Annotated in this window: 15 protein-coding genes and 1 riboswitch; of the genes, 12 read left to right on the forward strand and 3 right to left on the reverse strand. The window is 72.1% G+C overall.

Translation table 11 applies throughout. From position 1 onward, the window contains the following. Positions 1–40: 40 nt before the first annotated feature. Positions 41–1,270 carry an MFS transporter gene (locus tag AC061S_RS20240; protein ID WP_478687362.1) on the reverse strand — a complete coding sequence of 410 codons (1,230 nt, stop codon included), beginning with the start codon at positions 1,268–1,270 and terminating at the stop codon, positions 41–43. A gap of 54 nt (positions 1,271–1,324) precedes the next feature. Between AC061S_RS20240 and AC061S_RS20245 the strand changes: the two genes are divergently transcribed. Both AC061S_RS20245 and AC061S_RS20250 read left to right on the forward strand, forming a co-directional pair. Further along, entirely contained in the window at positions 1,325–2,500 is a 1,176-nt protein-coding gene (locus tag AC061S_RS20245; RefSeq protein WP_478687363.1) for an ROK family transcriptional regulator, read from the forward strand. Between the two features lie 123 nt (positions 2,501–2,623). Beyond that, positions 2,624–4,102: a S41 family peptidase gene (locus tag AC061S_RS20250; RefSeq protein WP_478687364.1), complete on the forward strand. Its 1,479-nt coding sequence runs from the start codon at positions 2,624–2,626 to the stop codon at positions 4,100–4,102. Between the two features lie 118 nt (positions 4,103–4,220). Here the strand turns inward: AC061S_RS20250 and AC061S_RS20255 are convergent, their stop codons facing one another. After that, positions 4,221–6,593: a chitinase C-terminal domain-containing protein gene (locus tag AC061S_RS20255; protein ID WP_478687365.1), complete on the reverse strand. Its 2,373-nt coding sequence runs from the start codon at positions 6,591–6,593 to the stop codon at positions 4,221–4,223. A gap of 467 nt (positions 6,594–7,060) precedes the next feature. Continuing rightward, positions 7,061–7,191, forward strand: a riboswitch (FMN riboswitch). Positions 7,192–7,342: 151 nt separating this feature from the next. Between AC061S_RS20255 and ribD the strand changes: the two genes are divergently transcribed. The 10 genes from ribD to AC061S_RS20305 all read left to right on the forward strand — a co-directional run bounded on the left by ribD (position 7,343) and on the right by AC061S_RS20305 (position 16,127). Then, on the forward strand, positions 7,343–8,500 hold the full coding sequence (gene ribD / locus AC061S_RS20260) for a bifunctional diaminohydroxyphosphoribosylaminopyrimidine deaminase/5-amino-6-(5-phosphoribosylamino)uracil reductase RibD (protein ID WP_478687366.1): 1,158 nt from the start codon (positions 7,343–7,345) through the stop codon (positions 8,498–8,500). Further along, positions 8,501–9,139: a riboflavin synthase gene (locus AC061S_RS20265; RefSeq protein ID WP_478687367.1), complete on the forward strand. Its 639-nt coding sequence runs from the start codon at positions 8,501–8,503 to the stop codon at positions 9,137–9,139. Next, the gene (locus tag AC061S_RS20270; protein ID WP_478687368.1) at positions 9,136–9,789 is read left to right on the forward strand and encodes a nicotinamide mononucleotide transporter family protein; all 654 of its coding nucleotides are present in this window, start codon (positions 9,136–9,138) and stop codon (positions 9,787–9,789) included. The genes AC061S_RS20265 and AC061S_RS20270 overlap by 4 nt, the downstream gene beginning before the upstream one ends. After that, the gene (locus tag AC061S_RS20275) at positions 9,786–11,087 is read left to right on the forward strand and encodes a bifunctional 3,4-dihydroxy-2-butanone-4-phosphate synthase/GTP cyclohydrolase II (RefSeq protein WP_478687369.1); all 1,302 of its coding nucleotides are present in this window, start codon (positions 9,786–9,788) and stop codon (positions 11,085–11,087) included. The genes AC061S_RS20270 and AC061S_RS20275 overlap by 4 nt, the downstream gene beginning before the upstream one ends. Positions 11,088–11,146: 59 nt before the next feature. Continuing rightward, positions 11,147–11,635: a 6,7-dimethyl-8-ribityllumazine synthase gene (gene ribH / locus AC061S_RS20280; RefSeq protein WP_150520523.1), complete on the forward strand. Its 489-nt coding sequence runs from the start codon at positions 11,147–11,149 to the stop codon at positions 11,633–11,635. 32 nt (positions 11,636–11,667) lie between these two features. Then, positions 11,668–11,946, forward strand: a complete 279-nt coding sequence (locus AC061S_RS20285) for a phosphoribosyl-ATP diphosphatase (protein WP_266876437.1) — start codon at positions 11,668–11,670, stop codon at positions 11,944–11,946. A 119-nt stretch (positions 11,947–12,065) separates the two neighbouring features. After that, entirely contained in the window at positions 12,066–12,914 is an 849-nt protein-coding gene (hisG, locus tag AC061S_RS20290) for an ATP phosphoribosyltransferase (protein WP_478687370.1), read from the forward strand. Between the two features lie 83 nt (positions 12,915–12,997). Then, complete coding sequence (locus AC061S_RS20295; RefSeq protein WP_478687371.1) at positions 12,998–13,462, forward strand: PH domain-containing protein; 465 nt, start codon at positions 12,998–13,000, stop codon at positions 13,460–13,462. Between the two features lie 200 nt (positions 13,463–13,662). Further along, entirely contained in the window at positions 13,663–15,087 is a 1,425-nt protein-coding gene (locus AC061S_RS20300) for a hemolysin family protein (protein ID WP_478687372.1), read from the forward strand. Next, a complete protein-coding gene (locus AC061S_RS20305; protein ID WP_478687373.1) occupies positions 15,084–16,127 on the forward strand; it encodes a hemolysin family protein in 1,044 nt (347 codons plus the stop codon). Before AC061S_RS20300 ends, AC061S_RS20305 begins: the two co-directional genes overlap by 4 nt. A 157-nt stretch (positions 16,128–16,284) precedes the next feature. On the opposite strand, the gene AC061S_RS20310 is transcribed toward AC061S_RS20305, so the two are convergent. Continuing rightward, a complete protein-coding gene (locus AC061S_RS20310; protein ID WP_478687374.1) occupies positions 16,285–18,237 on the reverse strand; it encodes an AAA family ATPase in 1,953 nt (650 codons plus the stop codon). Positions 18,238–18,383: the final 146 nt, after the last annotated feature.

Genomic DNA, 18,383 nt, shown 5'->3' on the forward strand with positions numbered 1-18,383 from the left:
AATCGTCAAACTACGAGGCCGCAGACGGCCAGGCGATATATTACGGCCGGATAGCAGCAGGTTCGTCCCGGTTGGTCGTCTCCGCCGCTCCGGCGGCCCCCGCGGCGACCGGCCGCTGCCGCAGTACGGTCGCCCCCACGATCAGCGCGAACGACAGCAGCGTGACCAGCCCGAACGACACCACCAGCGAGGTCGTGTCGGCCACCGCGCCGATCGCCGACGGGGCGATGAGCCCCGAGGTGTACGTGATCGTCGCGACACCGGCGATGGCCTGCGCCGGGGCCGGACCGCTGCGCGCGGCCGCCGCGAAGGCCAGCGGGACCACCACCGCGATGCCGAGCCCGATCAGCCCGAACCCGGTCAGGGCCGCGGCCGGGTGGTGGACCGTCACCACGAGCAGCCCGCCCGCGGTCGCCAGTGCGCCGCCCACGCGGACCGTGCGCACGGCCCCGAACCGGTCCACGACCTTGTCCCCGACCAGCCGGGCGAGCGCCATCGTCAGCGCGAAGGCGGTGGTCGAGGCGGCGGCGAGACCGGCGTCGGTGTGCAGCACGTCCCGCAGGTACACCGCGGACCAGTCCAGGCTCGCGCCCTCCGCGAAGACCGCGCAGAAGCCGATCGCGCCGATGAACAGCGCGGACTTCGGGGGCAGCGCGAAGTGCGGCGGCGCCTCCTCTCCGGCGGTGTCCGTCCGCAGGTCCAGGACGCGCCGTACGGCGAGCAGCGCGGCCGCCGTCAGGGCCAGCGCGGCGACCAGGTGGTGCACACGGGCATCGACGCCGGCGTGCGCGGCCACCGTGCCGGCGGCCGAGCCGATCAGGGCGCCCACGCTCCACATGCCGTGCAGCGAGGACATGATCGAGCGCTTCAGCCGGTTCTCGGTCTCCACGCCCAGTGCGTTCATCGCCACGTCCGACATGCCGGCGGTGGCTCCGTAGACGAAGAGCACGAAGCAGAGCGTCCACAGGTTCGGGGCGAGGCTCGGGAGGATGAGGGCGAGCGTCCACAGGCTCAGCAGCATCCGCAGGGCGGTGCGCGCGCCGAACCGGTGGTTGATCCGCCCGGCCAGCGGCATCGTGAGCGCCGCGCCGAGCGCGGGGAAGGCGAGGGCCAGGCCCAGGGTGCCCGCGCTGAGCTGCGCGTGGTCCTGGATCCATGGGATGCGGGTGGCGAAGGAGCCGGTGACGGCGCCGTGTGCGCAGAAGGCGCCGGCGATGGCGAAGCGGGCATGGCGCAGTCGCGCCGGGCTGAGGTCGGTTTCCCCGGTCATGACCCGTAAACTATCAGGGACCCTGCCTGATAGTTAGCCCCCGGAACTCCTAGGATGGGCGCCGTGACTCCTGCCAAGGCCCTGACCGCCACCACCCGCGCCGCGTCGCCCGCTCCGTCCCCCGCCTCGCCGAGCACGGCCCGGGCCATCAACGACCGGCTCGCCCTCCAGCTCCTCCAGGAGGAGGGCCCGCTGACGGCCCCCCAGCTCAAGGAGCTGACCGGCCTGTCCCGCCCCTCCGTCGCCGACCTGGTGGAACGGCTCACCGGAGCCGGAATGATCGAGGTCGTCGGGGAATCCGGCGAACAGCGGCGCGGACCCAACGCCAAGCTCTACGGGATCGTCGCGCGGCGGGCGTACCTCGCCGCGCTCGACGTACGGACCGACAGCGCCACGGCGGTGGTCGCCGACCTGCTCGGCCGGCCGCTGGCGCAGGCGGACCTGCCGGTGGACGCCGTGGACGAAGCGGTGGACCGGCTGGAGGAGCTAGTCCGGGAGGCGGGCGCCGACCGGCTCCACACGGTGGTGATCGGAGCGCCCGGGCTGGTGGCCCCCGGCACCGGAGAGCTCCGCGACAGCGCCGGCCTGCCCGCCTGGCACCGGGACCTGGTGGCGGCGGTGCAGCGCCGGCTGCCGGCGGTGGTCGTGGTGGAGAACGAGACCAACCTGGCGGCCCTGGCGGAACAACGGGTCGGAGCCGCCCGGGACCTGGACTCCTTCGTGCTGCTGTGGCTCGGCGAGGGGGCCGGCGCCGCGGTGGTCCTGGACGGCCGGCTGCGCCGGGGCGCCTCCGGCGGAGCGGGGGAGATCGGCTTCCTGCCGGTGCCCGGGACGGGCGGCCTCCCGTCGGCCACCAACTGCGAGGGCGGCTTCCACGAGCTGGCCGGGCGGGCCGGGGTGGCCGCGCTCGCCGCGGCCCACGGCTTCGACGGGCCGGTCGAGGAGGCCGTCGCGGGCGCGGCCGGACCGGCCTTCCTCGACGCCCTGGCCGACCGGCTGGCGCTCGGGGCGGCGGCCGTCGTGGCGATCCTGGACCCCGGCTGCGTCGTGCTCGGCGGGGAGCTCGGCCGCGCGGGCGGTCCCGCCCTGGCGGCCCGGGTCGCCCGCCGCCTCACCGCCCTGTCCCCGGTCCCGACCGAGGTCCGCGCCAGCACCCTCGGAGACCCGGCGGTGCTCACGGGGGCACGGCTCGCCGCCCGCGAGTCGGCACAGGCATCCCTGTTCGGCTGAGCCCCGACGGGCCGGGGGTCGGGTTTCCCCTACCCCGGTCCGGGTGGCTGCAGGCTGTCCGGACCCCGCGCAGCCCGGAATCCTGAGCAGTGTCACAGGACTTCGGCCAACGGGGAGAGCACGATGACCAGTACACGCAGTACACGCAGTACACGCAGTACACGCGGTTCAGGCAGTTCACTCACGCCACGCGCCTCACTCACGTCCCGCCTCTCACCCACGGGCCGGCGCGTGGCGGCCACCGCCCTGCTCCTCGCGCTCGCCGCCACCGCCGCCGGCCCCGCCGCGGCGGCCACCGGGAAACCGGGGCGCCCGCCCGCCGCCCCCGTCGGGGTGTGGCAGCTCGACGGATACGGCACCGTGCTGCGCGTGGAGTCCGGCCGCCTCCAGGAGTACCAGCTCACCGGCATCAGCTGCCTGCCCGGCGAGAGTGCCCTGCGCGTCCCGGGCGGAGGCCCCTCCCGCTACGCCACCGAGGACGGCGAGATCCTCACGGTGCGCCCCGGCTCGGTGCACATCGACGGCTCGGTCGGCGACCGCGCCACCCGCCGCCTCGGCGCCCTGCCCGAGCCGTGCCGCAACGCTCCCGCCCCCGACCCGGCCGCGGACCCGGTCGCCACCTTCGACGTCTTCTGGCAGACCTTCGCCGAGAACTACCCCTTCTTCGCGGCCAAGGGCGTCGACTGGAAGGCCGTACGCGACCTCCACCGCCCCCGCGTGCACGCGGGCACCACCGAGGCCGAACTCTTCGCCGTCTTCGAGGAGATGCTCGCCCCCCTGCACGACGCCCACGTCCACCTCTTCGGCGGCGGCCGGTTCTTCGGCGAGGTCCGCCCGGGCACCGTGATGCCGACCCCCGAACTCGAGACCCGGGTCAAGGCCCACATCCAGGAGGTGGCCCTCGGCGGACGCGCGCCGCAGGAGTTCGCCCAGGGCCGCGTCTCCTACGCCGATCTCCCCGACGGCCGCGGCTACCTGCGCCTGTCCGGCTTCGGCGGCTACACCGAGAGCGGGGACTTCGCGTCCGAGAGCGCCGAGCTCGACCGGGTCCTGGAGACCGTCTTCACCGCCGATCGCACCGCCCGCCTGCGCGGCCTGGTCATCGACCTGCGGATCAACGGCGGCGGCTCCGACGAGCTCGGCCTGCGCCTGGCGGCCAGGCTCACGGACCGCCCGTACTTCGCCTACGCCAAGCGGGTCCGCAACGACCCGGCGGACGCCACCCGCTTCACCCGGCCGCAGCCCCTGCACGTCCAGCCCGCGCGGGGCCCCCGTTACACGGGTCCGATCGCCGTACTGACCGGAGGATCCACCGTGAGCGCGGGAGAGACCTTCACCCAGGCACTCATGGAGCGCCCCGGCCCGACCGTCCGCATCGGTCAGCCGACTCAGGGGGTCTTCTCCGACGTCCTGGGCCGCACCCTCCCCAACGGCTGGAAGCTGGGCCTGCCCAACGAGCAGTTCCTGACCCGCACCGGAATCGCCTTCGACGGCCCGGGCATCCCGGTCGACGTCACCACCCCGGTCTTCACGGACGAGGAGTTCGCCGGCCACCGCGACTTCGCCTTCACGGCCGCCCTCGCCCGTCTCCCGCGCGGCTGAGAGGCCCCGGGTAAGGCCCCGGGCAAGGAGCACGGAAGGGGGAACGCAGGAGGACCCGGTGGCCGCCGGGCCACCGGGTCCTCATGTCAGTTCACCTGCGCGGTCGCCCCGTGGGGTGTCAGCAGGCGCCCTGGTCCTTCCAGACGCCCCACTCGCCGGTGGTGCCGGGAGCCTCGTTCTGCGTCCACCACTGGGCCTTCCAGTTGCGGCCCTGGTGCGAGACGACGTTGCCACTGTTGTAGACCGTGCCCGCCACGTACGCGGGGTTGGTGCACGTGCCGCCCGGAGGGGTCGTGGGCGGGGTGGTCGGCGGCGTGGTCGGGGGAGTCGTCGGCGGGGTGGTGGGCGGCGTGGTCGGCGGGGTGGTGGTGCCGCCCGGCTGGACCACGGTGACGCCGCGCGCCAGGTCGCCGGCGAGCGAGTACGTCGTGCCGGAGATGTTCACCGTCCAGTTGGAGGGCGTGGAGACCGGCAGGTAGTAGTTGAAGGCCAGGTCGACCGAGGCGCCCGGGGCCAGCGTCTGCCACGCGGGGAGCTTCAGCGAGACCCGGTGGAAGTCGCCCTTCAGGCCGCCGACGTTGCCGCCGGTGTGGTCGCTCTTGATCACCTTGGTGCCGAAGCCCGACTGGTCGGAGGCGTTGGCGGGAGCCGCGGTGGCGTAGTCGAACTGGAACTCCGTGCCGCCCGGCAGCGTCGCCGTGGTGTTGTTGGTGATCTTGAGCTTCGGGGTGAGCGGGTAGTTGGAGTCGCCCAGCTTGAACTCGGTGAACTCCGTCTTGATGTCCACGGCCTGCGTCGGCAGCGCGGTGTTGGACTTCTTGGCGCCGTACGGGGAGGCGGCCTTGAACTTGTCGTACATCAGGGAGGTGAGCGTGTCGCCCATTTCGTACTGGCCCTTGGCGGCGTTCCAGCTGTAGTCGCCCGCCATCTCCCAGACCATGGTGCCGCCGATGCCGCGGTCGATCACGTAGTCGGCCTTGGCCGCCACCGACTGCTCGTCCTCCGTGGAGAGGAAGACCTTCTTCTGCGCGTTCCACAGCCACGGCGCGACCAGGGTCGAGTCGTACTTGCGGGCGTACGTGCCGGTCAGCGTGGTGTTCGCGGGGAAGCCGTACTTGGTGACGTAGTCGCCGACGATCCCCTTCTCCAGGTTCTTGGCGTGCCACATCGGGTTGGAACCGGCCGGCGACTCGACGCCGTTGGTGTCCTTGTCGTGCCACAGGTTGTCGATGCCGGTCGCGCCGTCACCGCACTTGGTCAGGCCCGCGCCGGCCGGGCAGGTGGTCGCGGAGGCCTTGCCCCACAGACCGTCGGTGCCGCCCTGGACGTTCTTGTGGCCGCGGGTGTAGTAGGGCAGGCCGATGTTGATGCGGCCGGCCGGCATGGAGCCGCGGAAGTAGTGGTAGGCCCAGTCGGTGTTGAGGTACCCGACGCCGCCGTACTGCGAGCTGCCGTACACGTTCGCGGCGGCGAGCTCGGCGTCCTTGCCGTCGTCGAAGAGCGAGGCGTTGGGGCCGACGTACTCGTTCCACGCACCGTGCAGGTCGTAGGACATGATGTTGACGTAGTCCAGATACTTCTGCATCTGGAAGGTCTCCATGCCGCGCAGCAGGTAGCCGGAGGAGGGGGCGGCGACGGTCAGCAGGTAGTGCTTGCCGTCGGTGGCGCCGGCCCGGTCCAGCTTCTCGCGCAGGCTCTTCATCAGGGCGTCGTAGCCCTTGACCAGACCGGCGCGGCGGGCGTTGGCCAGCTGCCAGTCCAGCGGGTTGCCCGCGTCCTTCATGGTGGTCGGGTACTCGTAGTCGATGTCGACGCCGTTGAACCCGTACTTGCGGATGAACTCGACCGAGGAGTCCGCGAAGGTGTCGATGCCGGCCTGGTTGACCGAGCCGTCGGCGTTGGTGGCCATCGAGTAGAAGCCGCCGGAGGCGACGCGGTTGCCGTCGTCGCCGAAGTAGCCGCCGGTCTCGGCCCAGCCGCCGACCGAGATCAGCGTCTTGACGTTCGGGTTCTGCTTCTTGAATTTGTTCAGCAGATTGAAATTGCCCTTGTAAGGGAGCGCGGGGTCCATCTCGGCGCCCGCGACGCCCGGCCAGGTCATCCCGGTGGCGGAGTTGTTCGCGTTGTCGGCCCCGACGGAGATCTTGTTGTCGCTGCCCACGTGGGCGAAGGCGTAGTTCAGGTGCGTGACCTTGGACCACGGGATGTTGTGGGGCAGGTAGGCGGGCGTGCCGTCCTTGCCCGTACGCCAGCCCGTGAAGTAGCCGATGACGCGGCGCTGGTGGTCGGCGCCCATCTTCTCGCGGCCCTCGGTGTCGTAGACCGAGCAGTACGGGACGTCCACGCCCGCGGTCTTGTACAGACCGTCGGGGCGACAGGACTCGTTGTCGGCGGCGTGCGAGACGCCCGCCGAGAGCCCGGCGACCAGCAGACCGGCGATTGCGGCGCCGGACGTCAGGAGCATGGCTCTCGTCTTGGTGGGGGACAGCATTGTGCCTCCTGGGGAGGGGAGGATGGCAGGACACAACAGGCTGAAACGTGGTGCGTGTTGGCCCGTGACGTGCGCACATCTGACGGGCTGTCTCCCGGGGAAGATGAAGGGAACGTTAAGAGGACTAGACCAACCCGTCAATAGGTCTGGACCAAAGTGCGCGATCCGGCAAGGTTCGGTGCGCTTCCTTCGGGTTCCCGTCGAGCCCCTGTCGAGCCCCTGTCGAGGCCCGGTCGAGCCTCCGTCGGGGCTCGGGGTTGCGGCCGGAGGGGGATCGTGCGCGGAGGTAACGGGTGGCAGCCGGGAATCCGGCTCGAACGTGCTGCGCGTACCGTGTGTAAACGGAGCGAATCGGCCGAACGATGCAACCGGCGCGCTCAAAAACGACCGAATGTGTGACCCAGGCCACATTGGCTCACTCGCATGGCTGCCGATCACCCGTGGCACACTGGCTCCAGTACCAGTAGCAGCGCACTCCGGGGTCGGTGTAATTCCGAACCGGCGGTTATAGTCCGCGACCCGTCCGCATCCAGCGGCCGGTTGACCAGGTGAAATTCCTGGACCGACGGTTAAAGTCCGGATGGGAGGCAGTGCGCGGCGGGCCAGTCACCGGTACGCCGCCGTCGGCGGTCCATCGGCGTATCCCCAGGGATCCGCCGTCGAACGGACCGTGTTCTCGGCCTCGGCGTCCCCGCGTGTGCTACCCGCTTCATCTGTCGTATCCCGACAGGCCCCGGAGTCCGTGCCCGATGAGGCAGGAGGACCCGGTGGCGACACATGCCGCGCACGCAGCACCCGACGCGGGCACCCGCGCCATGCGCCGAGCCGTCGAGCTCGCCGCCCGCGGACTCGGCTCCACCAGCCCCAACCCGGTCGTCGGCTGCGTCATCACCGACGCCTCGGGCGGCATCGTGGGCGAAGGCTGGCACGAGCGGGCCGGCGGCCCGCACGCCGAGATCCACGCCCTGAACGCGGCGGGCCCGGCGGCCAGGGGCGGCACCGCCTACGTCACCCTCGAACCCTGCAACCACACCGGCCGTACGGGACCCTGCGCGCAGGCCCTCATCGCCGCCGGGATCACCCGCGTGGTCTACGCCGTCTCCGACCCGAACCCGCAGGCCAGCGGCGGCGGCGCCACCCTGCGCGCGGCCGGGATCGACACCGGGGCCGGACTGCTCGCCGAGGAGGCCGAGGCGGGCAACGCCGCCTGGCTGACCTCCGTGCGCCTGGGCCGCCCGTACGTCCTGTGGAAGTACGCCGCGACCCTGGACGGCCGCATCGCGGCCGCCGACGGCTCCAGCCGCTGGATCAGCTCCCCCGAGTCCCGGGCCGACGTCCACCGGCTGCGCGCCGAGTCCGACGCCGTCGTCGTCGGCTCGGGCACCCTGCGCGCCGACGACCCGCACCTCGCGGTACGGGGGATCGACGGCTTCACCGCCGCCGACCAGCCCCTGCGCGTGGTCCTGGACACCCACGCCACGATCCGGCCCACCGCCCGGGTCCTGGACGAGGCCGCACCCACCCTGATCGCCGTCGCCGAAGATGCGGACACCCGCCACCTCGCCGGAGCGGAGCTGGCCCGGCTCCCGTACGACAAGTACGGGATCTCCGTGGACGCCCTGCTCCGCGAGCTGCACGGGCGCGGCATCCGCTCCGTCCTCCTCGAAGGCGGCCCCACCCTGGCCGGCGCCTTCGTCGCCGCCGGGGCCGTCGACAAGGTCATCGGCTACCTCGCCCCCGTCCTCCTCGGAGCGGGCCCCGCCGTCCTCGGTGACGCCGGCATCGGCACCCTCGCCGACGCGCTCCGGCTCCGGATCACCGAGACCGTCCGCATCGGCCCGGACATCCGCGTCACCGCCGTCCCCGCGTCGGCCCCCTCCGCCCCCACAGCCCTCAAGGAGCACTGAGTGTTCACCGGAATCGTCGAAGAACTGGGCGAGGTCGTCGCCGTCGAGGAGCTCGCGGAAGCCTCCCGCTTCCGCCTGCGCGGCCCGGTCGTCACCGAGGACGCCAAGCACGGCGACTCCATCGCCGTGAACGGCGTCTGCCTGACGGTCGTGGAGACCGGCGACGGCGAGTTCACCGCCGACGTCATGCAGGAGACCCTGAACCGCTCCAGCCTCGGCGCCCTCACCCAGGGGTCCCGGGTCAACCTGGAGCGCCCGATGGCGCTCGGCGGACGGCTCGGCGGCCACCTGGTCCAGGGGCACGTGGACGGAACCGGCGAGATCATCTCGCGCACCCCCTCCGAGCACTGGGAGATCGTCAAGGTCGCCCTCCCGGAGAACCTCTCCCGCTACGTCGTCGAGAAGGGCTCCATCACGGTCGACGGCGTCAGCCTCACCGTGGTCGAGGCCGCCGCCGACTGGTTCACCATCAGCCTCATCCCCACCACCCTCGCGCTGACCACCCTGGGCATCAAGAAGCCCGGCGACCCGGTCAACCTCGAGGTCGACGTCCTGGCCAAGTACGTGGAGCGGCTGCTGGCCGCCGGCGTCACCCCGACGGCCTCGAACGTGCCGCACGGGACGGGGGAGCCGAAGTGAGCGCCCTGACCTGGCTCAACACCGAGGCCTTCGAGGTCTTCGGCCAGAAGGTCATCTGGTCCGACATGATCGGCAACCTGATCGGCCTGGGCGCCCTCGCCCTCGGCTGGCGGCGCTCCATATGGACCTGGCCCGCCCAGCTCCTCTCCGGCCTGATCCTCGTCGGCGCCTACGCCTCCGCCCACCTCTCCGGCGGCGTCGGCAAGCAGCTCCTCGTCATCGGCGTGGCCGTGTGGGGCTGGCGCGCCTGGCAGCGCGGCAAGCGGGACGCCCAGGACGGCTCCCTCGCCGTCCGCACCGCCACCTGGAAGGAGCGCGGCCTCCTGCTGGCCGGCGCGGCCGCCGGGACCCTGGCCGTCGGCGGACTGTTCAGCCTCTACCCGAGCCTGTCGTGGAGCCCGTGGGCCGACGCCTACATCTTCGTCGGCACCATCGTCGCGATGGTCGCCCAGGCCCGCGGCCTGGTCGAATTCTGGTTCGCCTGGCTCCTCGTCGACCTGGTCGGCGTACCCCTCGCCTTCAACAGCGGACTGGCCTTCTCCGGCCTCGTCTACGTCGTGTACTTCGCCCTCGTCCTCTGGGGCGCCTACGACTGGTACCAGCGCTCGCGCACCACTACCGCCCCGGCTCTGGAAGGAGCAACGGCATGAACACCCCGAACCCCGTCCTGAAGCCCGTGCCCGACGTCGAGGTGGAGACGTTCCGGCTCGACCCCGTCGAGCAGGCCATCCGCGACATCGCGGCCGGCCGCCCGGTGGTCGTCGTGGACGACGAGGACCGCGAGAACGAGGGCGACCTCGTCATCGCGGCCGAGAAGGCCACCCCCGAGATCATCGCGTTCATGATGAGCGAGTGCCGCGGCCTGATCTGCGCCCCGATGGAGGGCGACGAGCTGGAGCGGCTCGAACTCCCGCAGATGGTCCAGCACAACACCGAGTCGATGCAGACCGCCTTCACCGTCTCCGTCGACGCGAGCGGCGCCCACGGCGTCACCACCGGCATCTCGGCCGCCGACCGCGCCACCACCCTGCGGCTGCTGGCCGACGGGGTCTCGGGCCCCGCCGACTTCGTCCGCCCCGGGCACGTCTTCCCGCTGCGCGCCAAGCCCGGCGGCGTCCTGGTCCGCAACGGCCACACCGAGGCCGCCGTCGACCTCGCCCGCCTCGCGGGCCTGCGCCCGGCCGGCGCCATCGTGGAGATCGCCGGCGAGGACGGGGTGATGCTGCGGCTGCCCGAGCTGATCCCCTTCGCCCGCAAGCACGGCCTGACGATCATCTCCATCGAGGACCTGATCGCCTACCGCCGCTCCGCCGAGCCGACCGTGCGCCGCGAGGCCCAGGTCAACCTGCCGACCTCCTTCGGCCACTTCACCGCGTACGGGTTCCGCTCCACCGTGGACGGCGTCGAGCACGTCGCCCTCGTCCACGGCGAGATCGGCGACGGCGAGGACGTCCTGGTCCGGATGCACTCCGAGTGCCTGACCGGAGACATCTTCCAGTCGCAGCGCTGCGACTGCGGCCCCCAGCTGCACACCGCCATGGAGCGCGTCCAGGCGGCCGGCCGCGGTGTGATCGTCTACCTGCGCGGCCACGAGGGCCGCGGCATCGGCCTGCTGTCCAAGCTGCGCGCGTACGAGCTCCAGGAGCGCGGCCGCGACACGCTCGACGCCAACCTGGAACTGGGCCTGCCCGCGGACGCCCGCGACTACGGGGCCGGCGCGCAGATGCTCGCCGACCTAGGCGTCCACAGCGTTCGGCTGCTGACCAACAACCCCGAGAAGTCGGCGGCCCTCATCAGCCACGGCATCAAGGTTTCCGACCGCGAGCCGATGCCCATGGAGGCTGGCGAGCACAACCTGCGCTACCTGCGCACCAAGCGGGACCGGATGGGCCACGACCTGCCCTGGCTGGACGGGGCCTCGACCACGTCCGCCTGCGGCAACCAGTAACAGACCCCACCAGCACCACAAGCAGTAACACCACACGAATCGCACCGAGGAGCAGAGCTGTGAGCGGCAAGGGCGCACCCGAACTGAGCGTGAAGAACTGCGGAGACCTGCGCGTCGCAGTGATCGCGGCCCAGTGGCACGAGAAGGTCATGGACGGCCTGGTGGACGGCGCCCTGCGGGCCCTGCACGAGCTGGGGATCGACGAGCCCACCCTGCTGCGCGTCCCGGGCAGCTTCGAGCTCCCGGTCGTGGCGAAGGTACTGGCCGGTCGCGGTTACGATGCCATCGTCGCCCTCGGCGTGGTCATCCGCGGCGGCACCCCGCACTTCGACTACGTATGCCAGGGCGTCACCCAGGGCCTGGTGCAGGTGTCGATCGACACCGGAGTCCCCGTCGGCTTCGGCGTACTGACCTGCGACAACGACGAGCAGGCGCTGGACCGCGCCGGGCTCGAGGGGTCGAACGAGGACAAGGGGCACGAAGCGGTCACCGCCGCCGTCTCCACCGCCATGACCCTGCGGACCGTCAGCGAACCCTGGCGCCAGTAGGCAGCCGCGGACCCCGTATTCTGAGGACCATCATGGCGAACAAAACCCCCAAGAGCTTCGAAGAGCTCTTCACCGAGCTCCAGCTCAAGGCCAACGGTGACCCCAGCACCTCCCGTACCGCCGAGCTGGTCGGCAAGGGCGTCCATGCCATCGGCAAGAAGGTCGTCGAGGAGGCCGCCGAAGTCTGGATGGCCGCCGAGTACGAGGGCAAGGAAGCCGCCGCCGAGGAGATCTCCCAGCTGCTCTACCACGTCCAGGTGATGATGGTGGCGCGCGGGATCACCCTCGAAGACGTCTACGCGCACCTCTAGGCCGCATCGGTTCTCAGACCGCAGTTCCGCGCGGGCCCCGGCACACACTGCCGGGGCGTCCGCGCGTTCACCACCCGTACCAGCACACCCTTTCGCACCTACGCACCAAAGGAAGCCCCATGCTGCGCATCGCCGTCCCCAACAAGGGTTCACTCTCCGGACCGGCGTCGGCGATGCTCCATGAGGCCGGCTACCGGATGCGCAAGGAGTCCAAGGAGCTCGTGGTCGTCGACCCCGAGAACGAGGTGGAGTTCTTCTACCTCCGCCCCAAGGACATCGCGATCTACGTGTCCTCCGGCAAGCTCGACATCGGGATCACCGGCCGCGACCTGCTGCTCGACTCCGGCGCCAGCGCCGAGGAGATCCTGCCGCTGAACTTCGGCCGCTCCACCTTCCGCTACGCCACCATCCCCGGCACCGCGAAGGGCCCCGAGGACTTCCACGGGATGACCATCGCGACCTCGTACGAGGGAATCGTCGCGAAGCACCTGGCCGACAAGGGCATCGAGGCCTCCGTCGTCCACCTCGACGGCGCGGTCGAGACCGCCATCCAGCTCGGCGTCGCCCAGATCATCGCCGACGTCGTCGAGACCGGCACCAGCCTGCGCAACGCCGGACTGGAGGTCATCGGCGAGCCGATCATGACCTCCGAGGCCGTCGTCATCCGCGGCAACGGCACCGACCCCGAGGACCCGCAGGCGCAGCAGTTCCTGCGCCGCCTCCAGGGCGTCCTGGTCGCCCGCAGCTACGTGATGATGGACTACGACTGCCGCGCCGAGCACCTGGAGCGCGCCGTCGCCCTCACCCCGGGCCTGGAGTCGCCGACCGTCTCCCCGCTGCACAACGAGGGCTGGGTCGCCGTCCGCGCCATGGTCCCCGCCAAGGAGGCCCAGCGGATCATGGACGACCTGTACGAGCTCGGCGCGCGCGCGATCCTCACCACCTCGATCCACGCCTGCCGCCTCTGACGGGTCCGCCGGCACTCCGCCGCGCGGCGCGTCCCTCACCATCCGGCTCACCATCCGGCACCACCCGAAGGCATCTGACGAACATGGCCGACGCCACCGCCCAGCCCGCACCGCCCACCCTGCCGGTCACCTTCCGGCCGACCCGCACCCGGGCCGTCCTGCTGGGCGTGGGCGCCGTCATGTTCGTCACCATCACGGCGATCGCGCTGATCCTCGAAACCCTGCACCCCGGTGAGCGGATCGCCTTCGTCTTCACCGCGGCCCTGCTCTCCTCCGTCCTCGTCCTGCTCAGCCGCCCCAAGGTGGTCGCGGACGAGACCGGGGTCACGGTCGTCAACCTCACCACCACCCGCCGCCTGGAGTGGGCGCAGATCCTGCGCGTCAACCTCCGCCCCGGCGACGCCTGGGTGTTCCTCGACCTGAACGACGGCACCAGCCTGCCCGCCCTCGGCATCCAGCCCGGGGTCGCCAAGGCCCAGGCGATCGGCGACGCCCGCGCCCTGCGCGCCCTGGCCGAAGCCCACGGAACCGGCTCAAAGAACGACTGAGCCCGGCCGGCCTCGTCGCTGCGTCCCATTGCGGCGGCGATCTCAATGACTAACCTGGTGTGGGGGCGCGACCGTGCGCCCTCCCACCGGCCCCGGGACCCCGAGGCCCGTGGGCACCTGCGACTCGAGGAGTGACTCCCTCCAGCAATGGACGGATCGTCCGGTAGTACACGCGCCGCCCTCCCCACGGAGGCGGCGGCATGACCATCCCGCTACTCCTGCTCGTGGCGGCATTCGCCCTGATCCTCGCCAACGGTTTCTTCGTGGCAGCCGAGTTCGGCCTCGTCACCGTCGAGAGACCCGAGGCCGAACGCGCCGCGGCCGAGGGCGACCGCCGTGCCCGCACGGTCGTCGCAGCCCTGCGGGAGCTGTCCTTCCAGCTCTCCGGCACCCAGCTCGGCATCACCATCACCTCCCTCGTGGTCGGCATGCTCGCCGAGCCCGCCCTCGCCGCCCTGCTGGCCGGGCCGCTCGAAGCGACCGGCCTCCCCAAGGGCGCCGTACCCGGCGTTGCCGTCGTCATCGGCATGCTGCTCGCCTCCGCCGTCCAGATGGTCGTCGGCGAGCTCGTCCCGAAGAACTGGGCCGTCTCCCGGCCGCTCCAGGTGGCCCGTTTCGTGGCCGGCCCGCAGCACGCCTTCTCCCGGGTCTTCCGGCCGGTCATCGCGGGCCTCAACGCCGTCGCCAACCGGCTCGTCCGGGCGCTCGGCGTGGAGCCCACCGAAGAGATGGCCTCCGCCCGCACCCCCGGCGAACTGGTCGCCCTGGTCCGCCATTCGGCCCAGGCCGGCGCCCTGGAACAGGACACCGCCGACCTCTTCGTACGGACCCTCTCGCTGGGCGAGCTCACCGCGCAGCTGGTCATGACCCCCCGGGTCAAGGTCAGCGCCCTCCAGCACACGGCCACCGCCGCCGACGTGCTCAACCTGACCCGCGCCACGGGCCTGTCCCGCTTCCCCGTCTACCGCGAGCGCATCGACGAGATCACCGGGGTCGTCCACCTCAAGGACGCCCTCGCCGTGCCCGAGTCCGAGCGCGCCCGTACCAGCGTCAGCGGGATCTGCGTGGCCCCGCTGCTGGTGCCCGGCTCCCTGCCGGTGCAGCCGCTGCTCGAACGGCTGCGCAGCGAACAGCCCATGGCCGTGGTCGTCGACGAGTACGGCGGCACCGCCGGCGTCGTCACCCTGGAGGACATCGTGGAGGAGCTCGTCGGCGAAGTCCGCGACGAGCACGACCTCGCGGAGGACGGCAGCCCCGAACTGGCCGCCGTACCCGCCGAGGACGGCCGCCCCTCCTGGGAGGCCGACGGGAGCTGCCGCGTGCAGACCCTGCGCCGGATAGGCCTGGAGGTCCCCGAAGGCCCGTACGAGACCGTCGCCGGACTCGTCGCCGACCTGCTCGGCCGCATCCCCGTCCCCGGGGACCGCGCCGAACTGCCCGGCTGGAAGCTCTCCGTGCGCCAGGTCCGCCGCTACCGCGCCGAGCGGGTCCGCCTCGTGCGCACCGCCCCCGCGGGCCCCGGCACGCCGGGCTACGACGGGCGGGGCTCCGACGGGCGGGGCTTCGACGGGCTCGGCCCGGTCCCCGCCGCCTCCGCCGAGCTGGCCCAGGTGGGTGGCCGGTGAACGCGCTCCAACTGCTCTTCGCCCTGCTCCTCGTCCTGGCCAACGGCTTCTTCGTCGGCGCCGAGTTCGCCCTCGTCTCCGTCCGCCGCAGCCAGATCGAACCCTTGGCGGCCGGCTCCAAGCGGGCCCGCCAGGTGCTCCACGGCCTGGAGAACCTGCCGCGCATGATGGCCGCCGCGCAGTTCGGCATCACCCTGTGCTCGCTCACCCTCGGAGCCGTCGCCGAGCCCACCGTGGCCCGGCTCCTGGAGCCCGTCTTCCACGCTGCCCACGTGCCCGAAGGCCTGATCCACCCGCTGGGCTACGCGGTGGCCCTCACCGCGGTCATCTTCCTGCACCTGGTCATCGGCGAGATGGTCCCCAAGAACCTCGCCATGGCCGCCCCCGAGAAGACCGCCCTGTGGTTCAGCCCCGGACTGGTCGCCTTCGCACGGGTCTGCGGACCGGTCACCACGGCCCTCGGCGCCTGCGCCACGCTGGTCCTGAGGCTCTTCAAGGTGGAGCCCAAGGACGAGGTCGAGGCCGTCTACACCTCCGCCCAGCTCGGCCGCCTGCTCCAGGACTCCCGGCAGGCCGGACTCCTGGAGCCGGTCGAACAGGAGCGCCTGGAGGACGCACTGGAACTGGGCAGCCGCCCGGTCACCGACGTCCTCCTCGCCCCGGAACGGCTGGTCACGGTCGGCCCCGCGGTCACCCCGCGCCAGATCGAGCAGCTCACGGTCCGGACCGGGTACTCCCGCTTCCCGGTCCGCACCGACAGCGGTGCCTTCATGGGCTACCTGCACGTGAAGGACGTCCTGGACCTGGAGGACCGGGAACGGGCCGTGCCCCAGCGGGTGTGGCGCCGCATGACCACGGTCTGCTCGACGCTCCCGCTGGACGACGCCCTGACGGTGATGCGCCGCGACGCCACCCACTTGGCGCAGGTCGCGGATCCCTCCGGGCGGGTGCTGGGCCTTGTGGCCATGGAGGACGTCCTGGAAACCCTGGTGGGCGAAGTCCGCGACCCGGCCCACCGGGGGTACGCGAGGAGCGCGTAGCGGCTTGCCCTGCAGGGCGGAGTCCCCTACCCACCCTTCGCCCGTTCCCCGGGCTCTACATCCAGCCTCGCCGGCGTTTGAGGCGCGGGGTCTGGGGCGGAGCCCCAGGGAACGGCGGAAGGGCGGGTAGGGGACAGCCGGCCCGCGCAGCGGCACGCTACAAGGGCGGCGGCTCCGGCCGCTCCTGGGGGCCCCGGCCCGACAGGACCTCCCCGTAGGCCTGCATCAGGTCCGCCAGCCGCAGGGTGGAGAGGTCCTCCCGGGAGGGATCACCGGTGAAGCCGGACAGCCGGAGGTCCCGGTACGCGCAGCTCTTCTCGTACAGCGTGCGCAGGAACCGCCCGTTCCCCAGCTCGTCGATCCACCCCTGCTCCACCACGTGCCCGCTGATGCTCCGCAGCTCCTCCAGCGCCTCCTCGTCCCACCGGTCGCCGTTGGCGTCCGCCAGGACCCCGCCGATCGACGTGAGTTCCAGCGGCCGGTAGCTGGGGAAGTCCACCCGTGTGGTGAACCGCGAGGACAGCCCGGGATTCGTGGCGAGCAGCCGGTCCATCCCCGCCGGATAGCCCGCCAGGATCACCACCAGGTGGTCGCGGTTGTCCTCCGCCCGCTTCAGCAGCACCTGCAGGGCCTCGTCGCCGTACGCGTCGCCCTTGCTGTAGCCGGAGTTGGAGAGGCTGTACGCCTCGTCCACGAACAGCACCCCGCCGATCGCCGAGTCGATCAGCTCGTTCGCCTTCACGGCGGTCTGCCCGAGGAACTCGCCGACCAGGTCCGCGCGCCCGGCCTCCACCAGATGGTCGCCGCCGAGCAGGCCCAGCGCGTAGAAGACCCGGCCCAGGATCCGCGCCACCGTGGTCTTGCCCGTGCCCGACGGCCCGGAGAAGACGAAGTGCCGTTTCGGCGGCTGCACCGGCAGCCCCTGCCCCGTCCGCAGCCTGGCCATGTGGAGCTGCGCGGAGAGCGCCTTCACCTGCCGTTTGACCGGCTCCAGGCCCACCATCCGCTCCAGCTCCGCGAGAGCCTCGGCCAGCGCCGCCGGATCCGCCGGCCCGGCCGGCAGTCCCACCGGTCCCGGCTGCGCGGGCAGCGAGGCCTTGTGCCGTACGCCGGCCGGCAGTCCCGCGCCGGGCCCCGGGGCCCCCGGGCCGTGCCGCGGCTCCGGCGGGTCGCCCGCGGTCAGCGGGTCCGGATCCGGCTGCCCGTCCGCGGCGAGCCCCTGGACCGGACCGCCGCCGCCCAGGGCCACCGCCGCGAAGTCCCCGCCCGACGGGGCCGCTCCGTGCCCGCCGAAGGCCTCGTACCCGGCGCCGCTCGCGTAGCCGGCCAGGCCGTCGGCGTCCTCGCTGTCCTCGATCGCCGTCAGCCGGGCCGCCGTGTCCATGAACGCCGGGTCCACCCGGTGCACCGCCCGGTACAGCGGCAGCGCCGCCGCGCTGCGCCCGGTCCCCTCGTGCGCCCGAGCCAGCCAGTACCGCAGCTCCTTGCGCTGGGGCTGCTCGCTGCGGCAGCGCATCAGGGAGGCCGCCAGCAGCGGCTCGGCCTGCCCGTACATCTCCAGCCGGACCCGGGCCATCCCACCGAACAGGCCCGCCTCGATGCCCAGCAGCGGATCGTCGACCAGCGATTCGGTGGAGCGGACCAACTGCTCCCAGTCCTTGACCAGGTACGCCCGGCAGGCGTGCAGGAAGCGGACGTGCGGGTCGGTGTCCACGGGCGGCAGGGCCGCGAGCGCCTGGTCCAGCTCGGGGACGTGGCGCCCGTCCAGCCAGTGCGAGGCGTGCGCCAGCAGCAGGTCACGCCGGGTCTCCAGTACCGGCTGTACCCACCAGCCCAGCCAGTACCAGGAGTTCAGCGTCCGCCGGTGGCGGGCCCGCTGTTCCCCGAAGCGGTCCCGGTGGGCGTACATGCGCAGTAACGCGTTGGTGGTGTCCACGCGGAGCGCGTGCAGCCCCAGCCAGGCATCGGCCATCGCGGGATCGAGTCGTACGGCCGTCCGGAACTCCTCCTCGGCCTGCGGGTAGGCGCCCATCGTGCAGGCGTCCACTCCTCGCAGCCAGGCGAGTTCGGCCGGGGCGTGCGCGCTGCTGCCGTGCGCGGCGAAATCCATCACATCCCCCACAAGCCTGCCCCCGTGGTGCCCAGCAACCCCCGCGATGCGTACGCGAGTTGTCCCTGCGCCGATGAAATCAGGGGTGCATCGTACCTGCGGTTACGCACCTTACGTAGGGTGCGGTGAAGACGGGCCGGGTGCGC

It is taken from the genome of Streptomyces sp. CA189 (genome assembly GCF_056428985.1).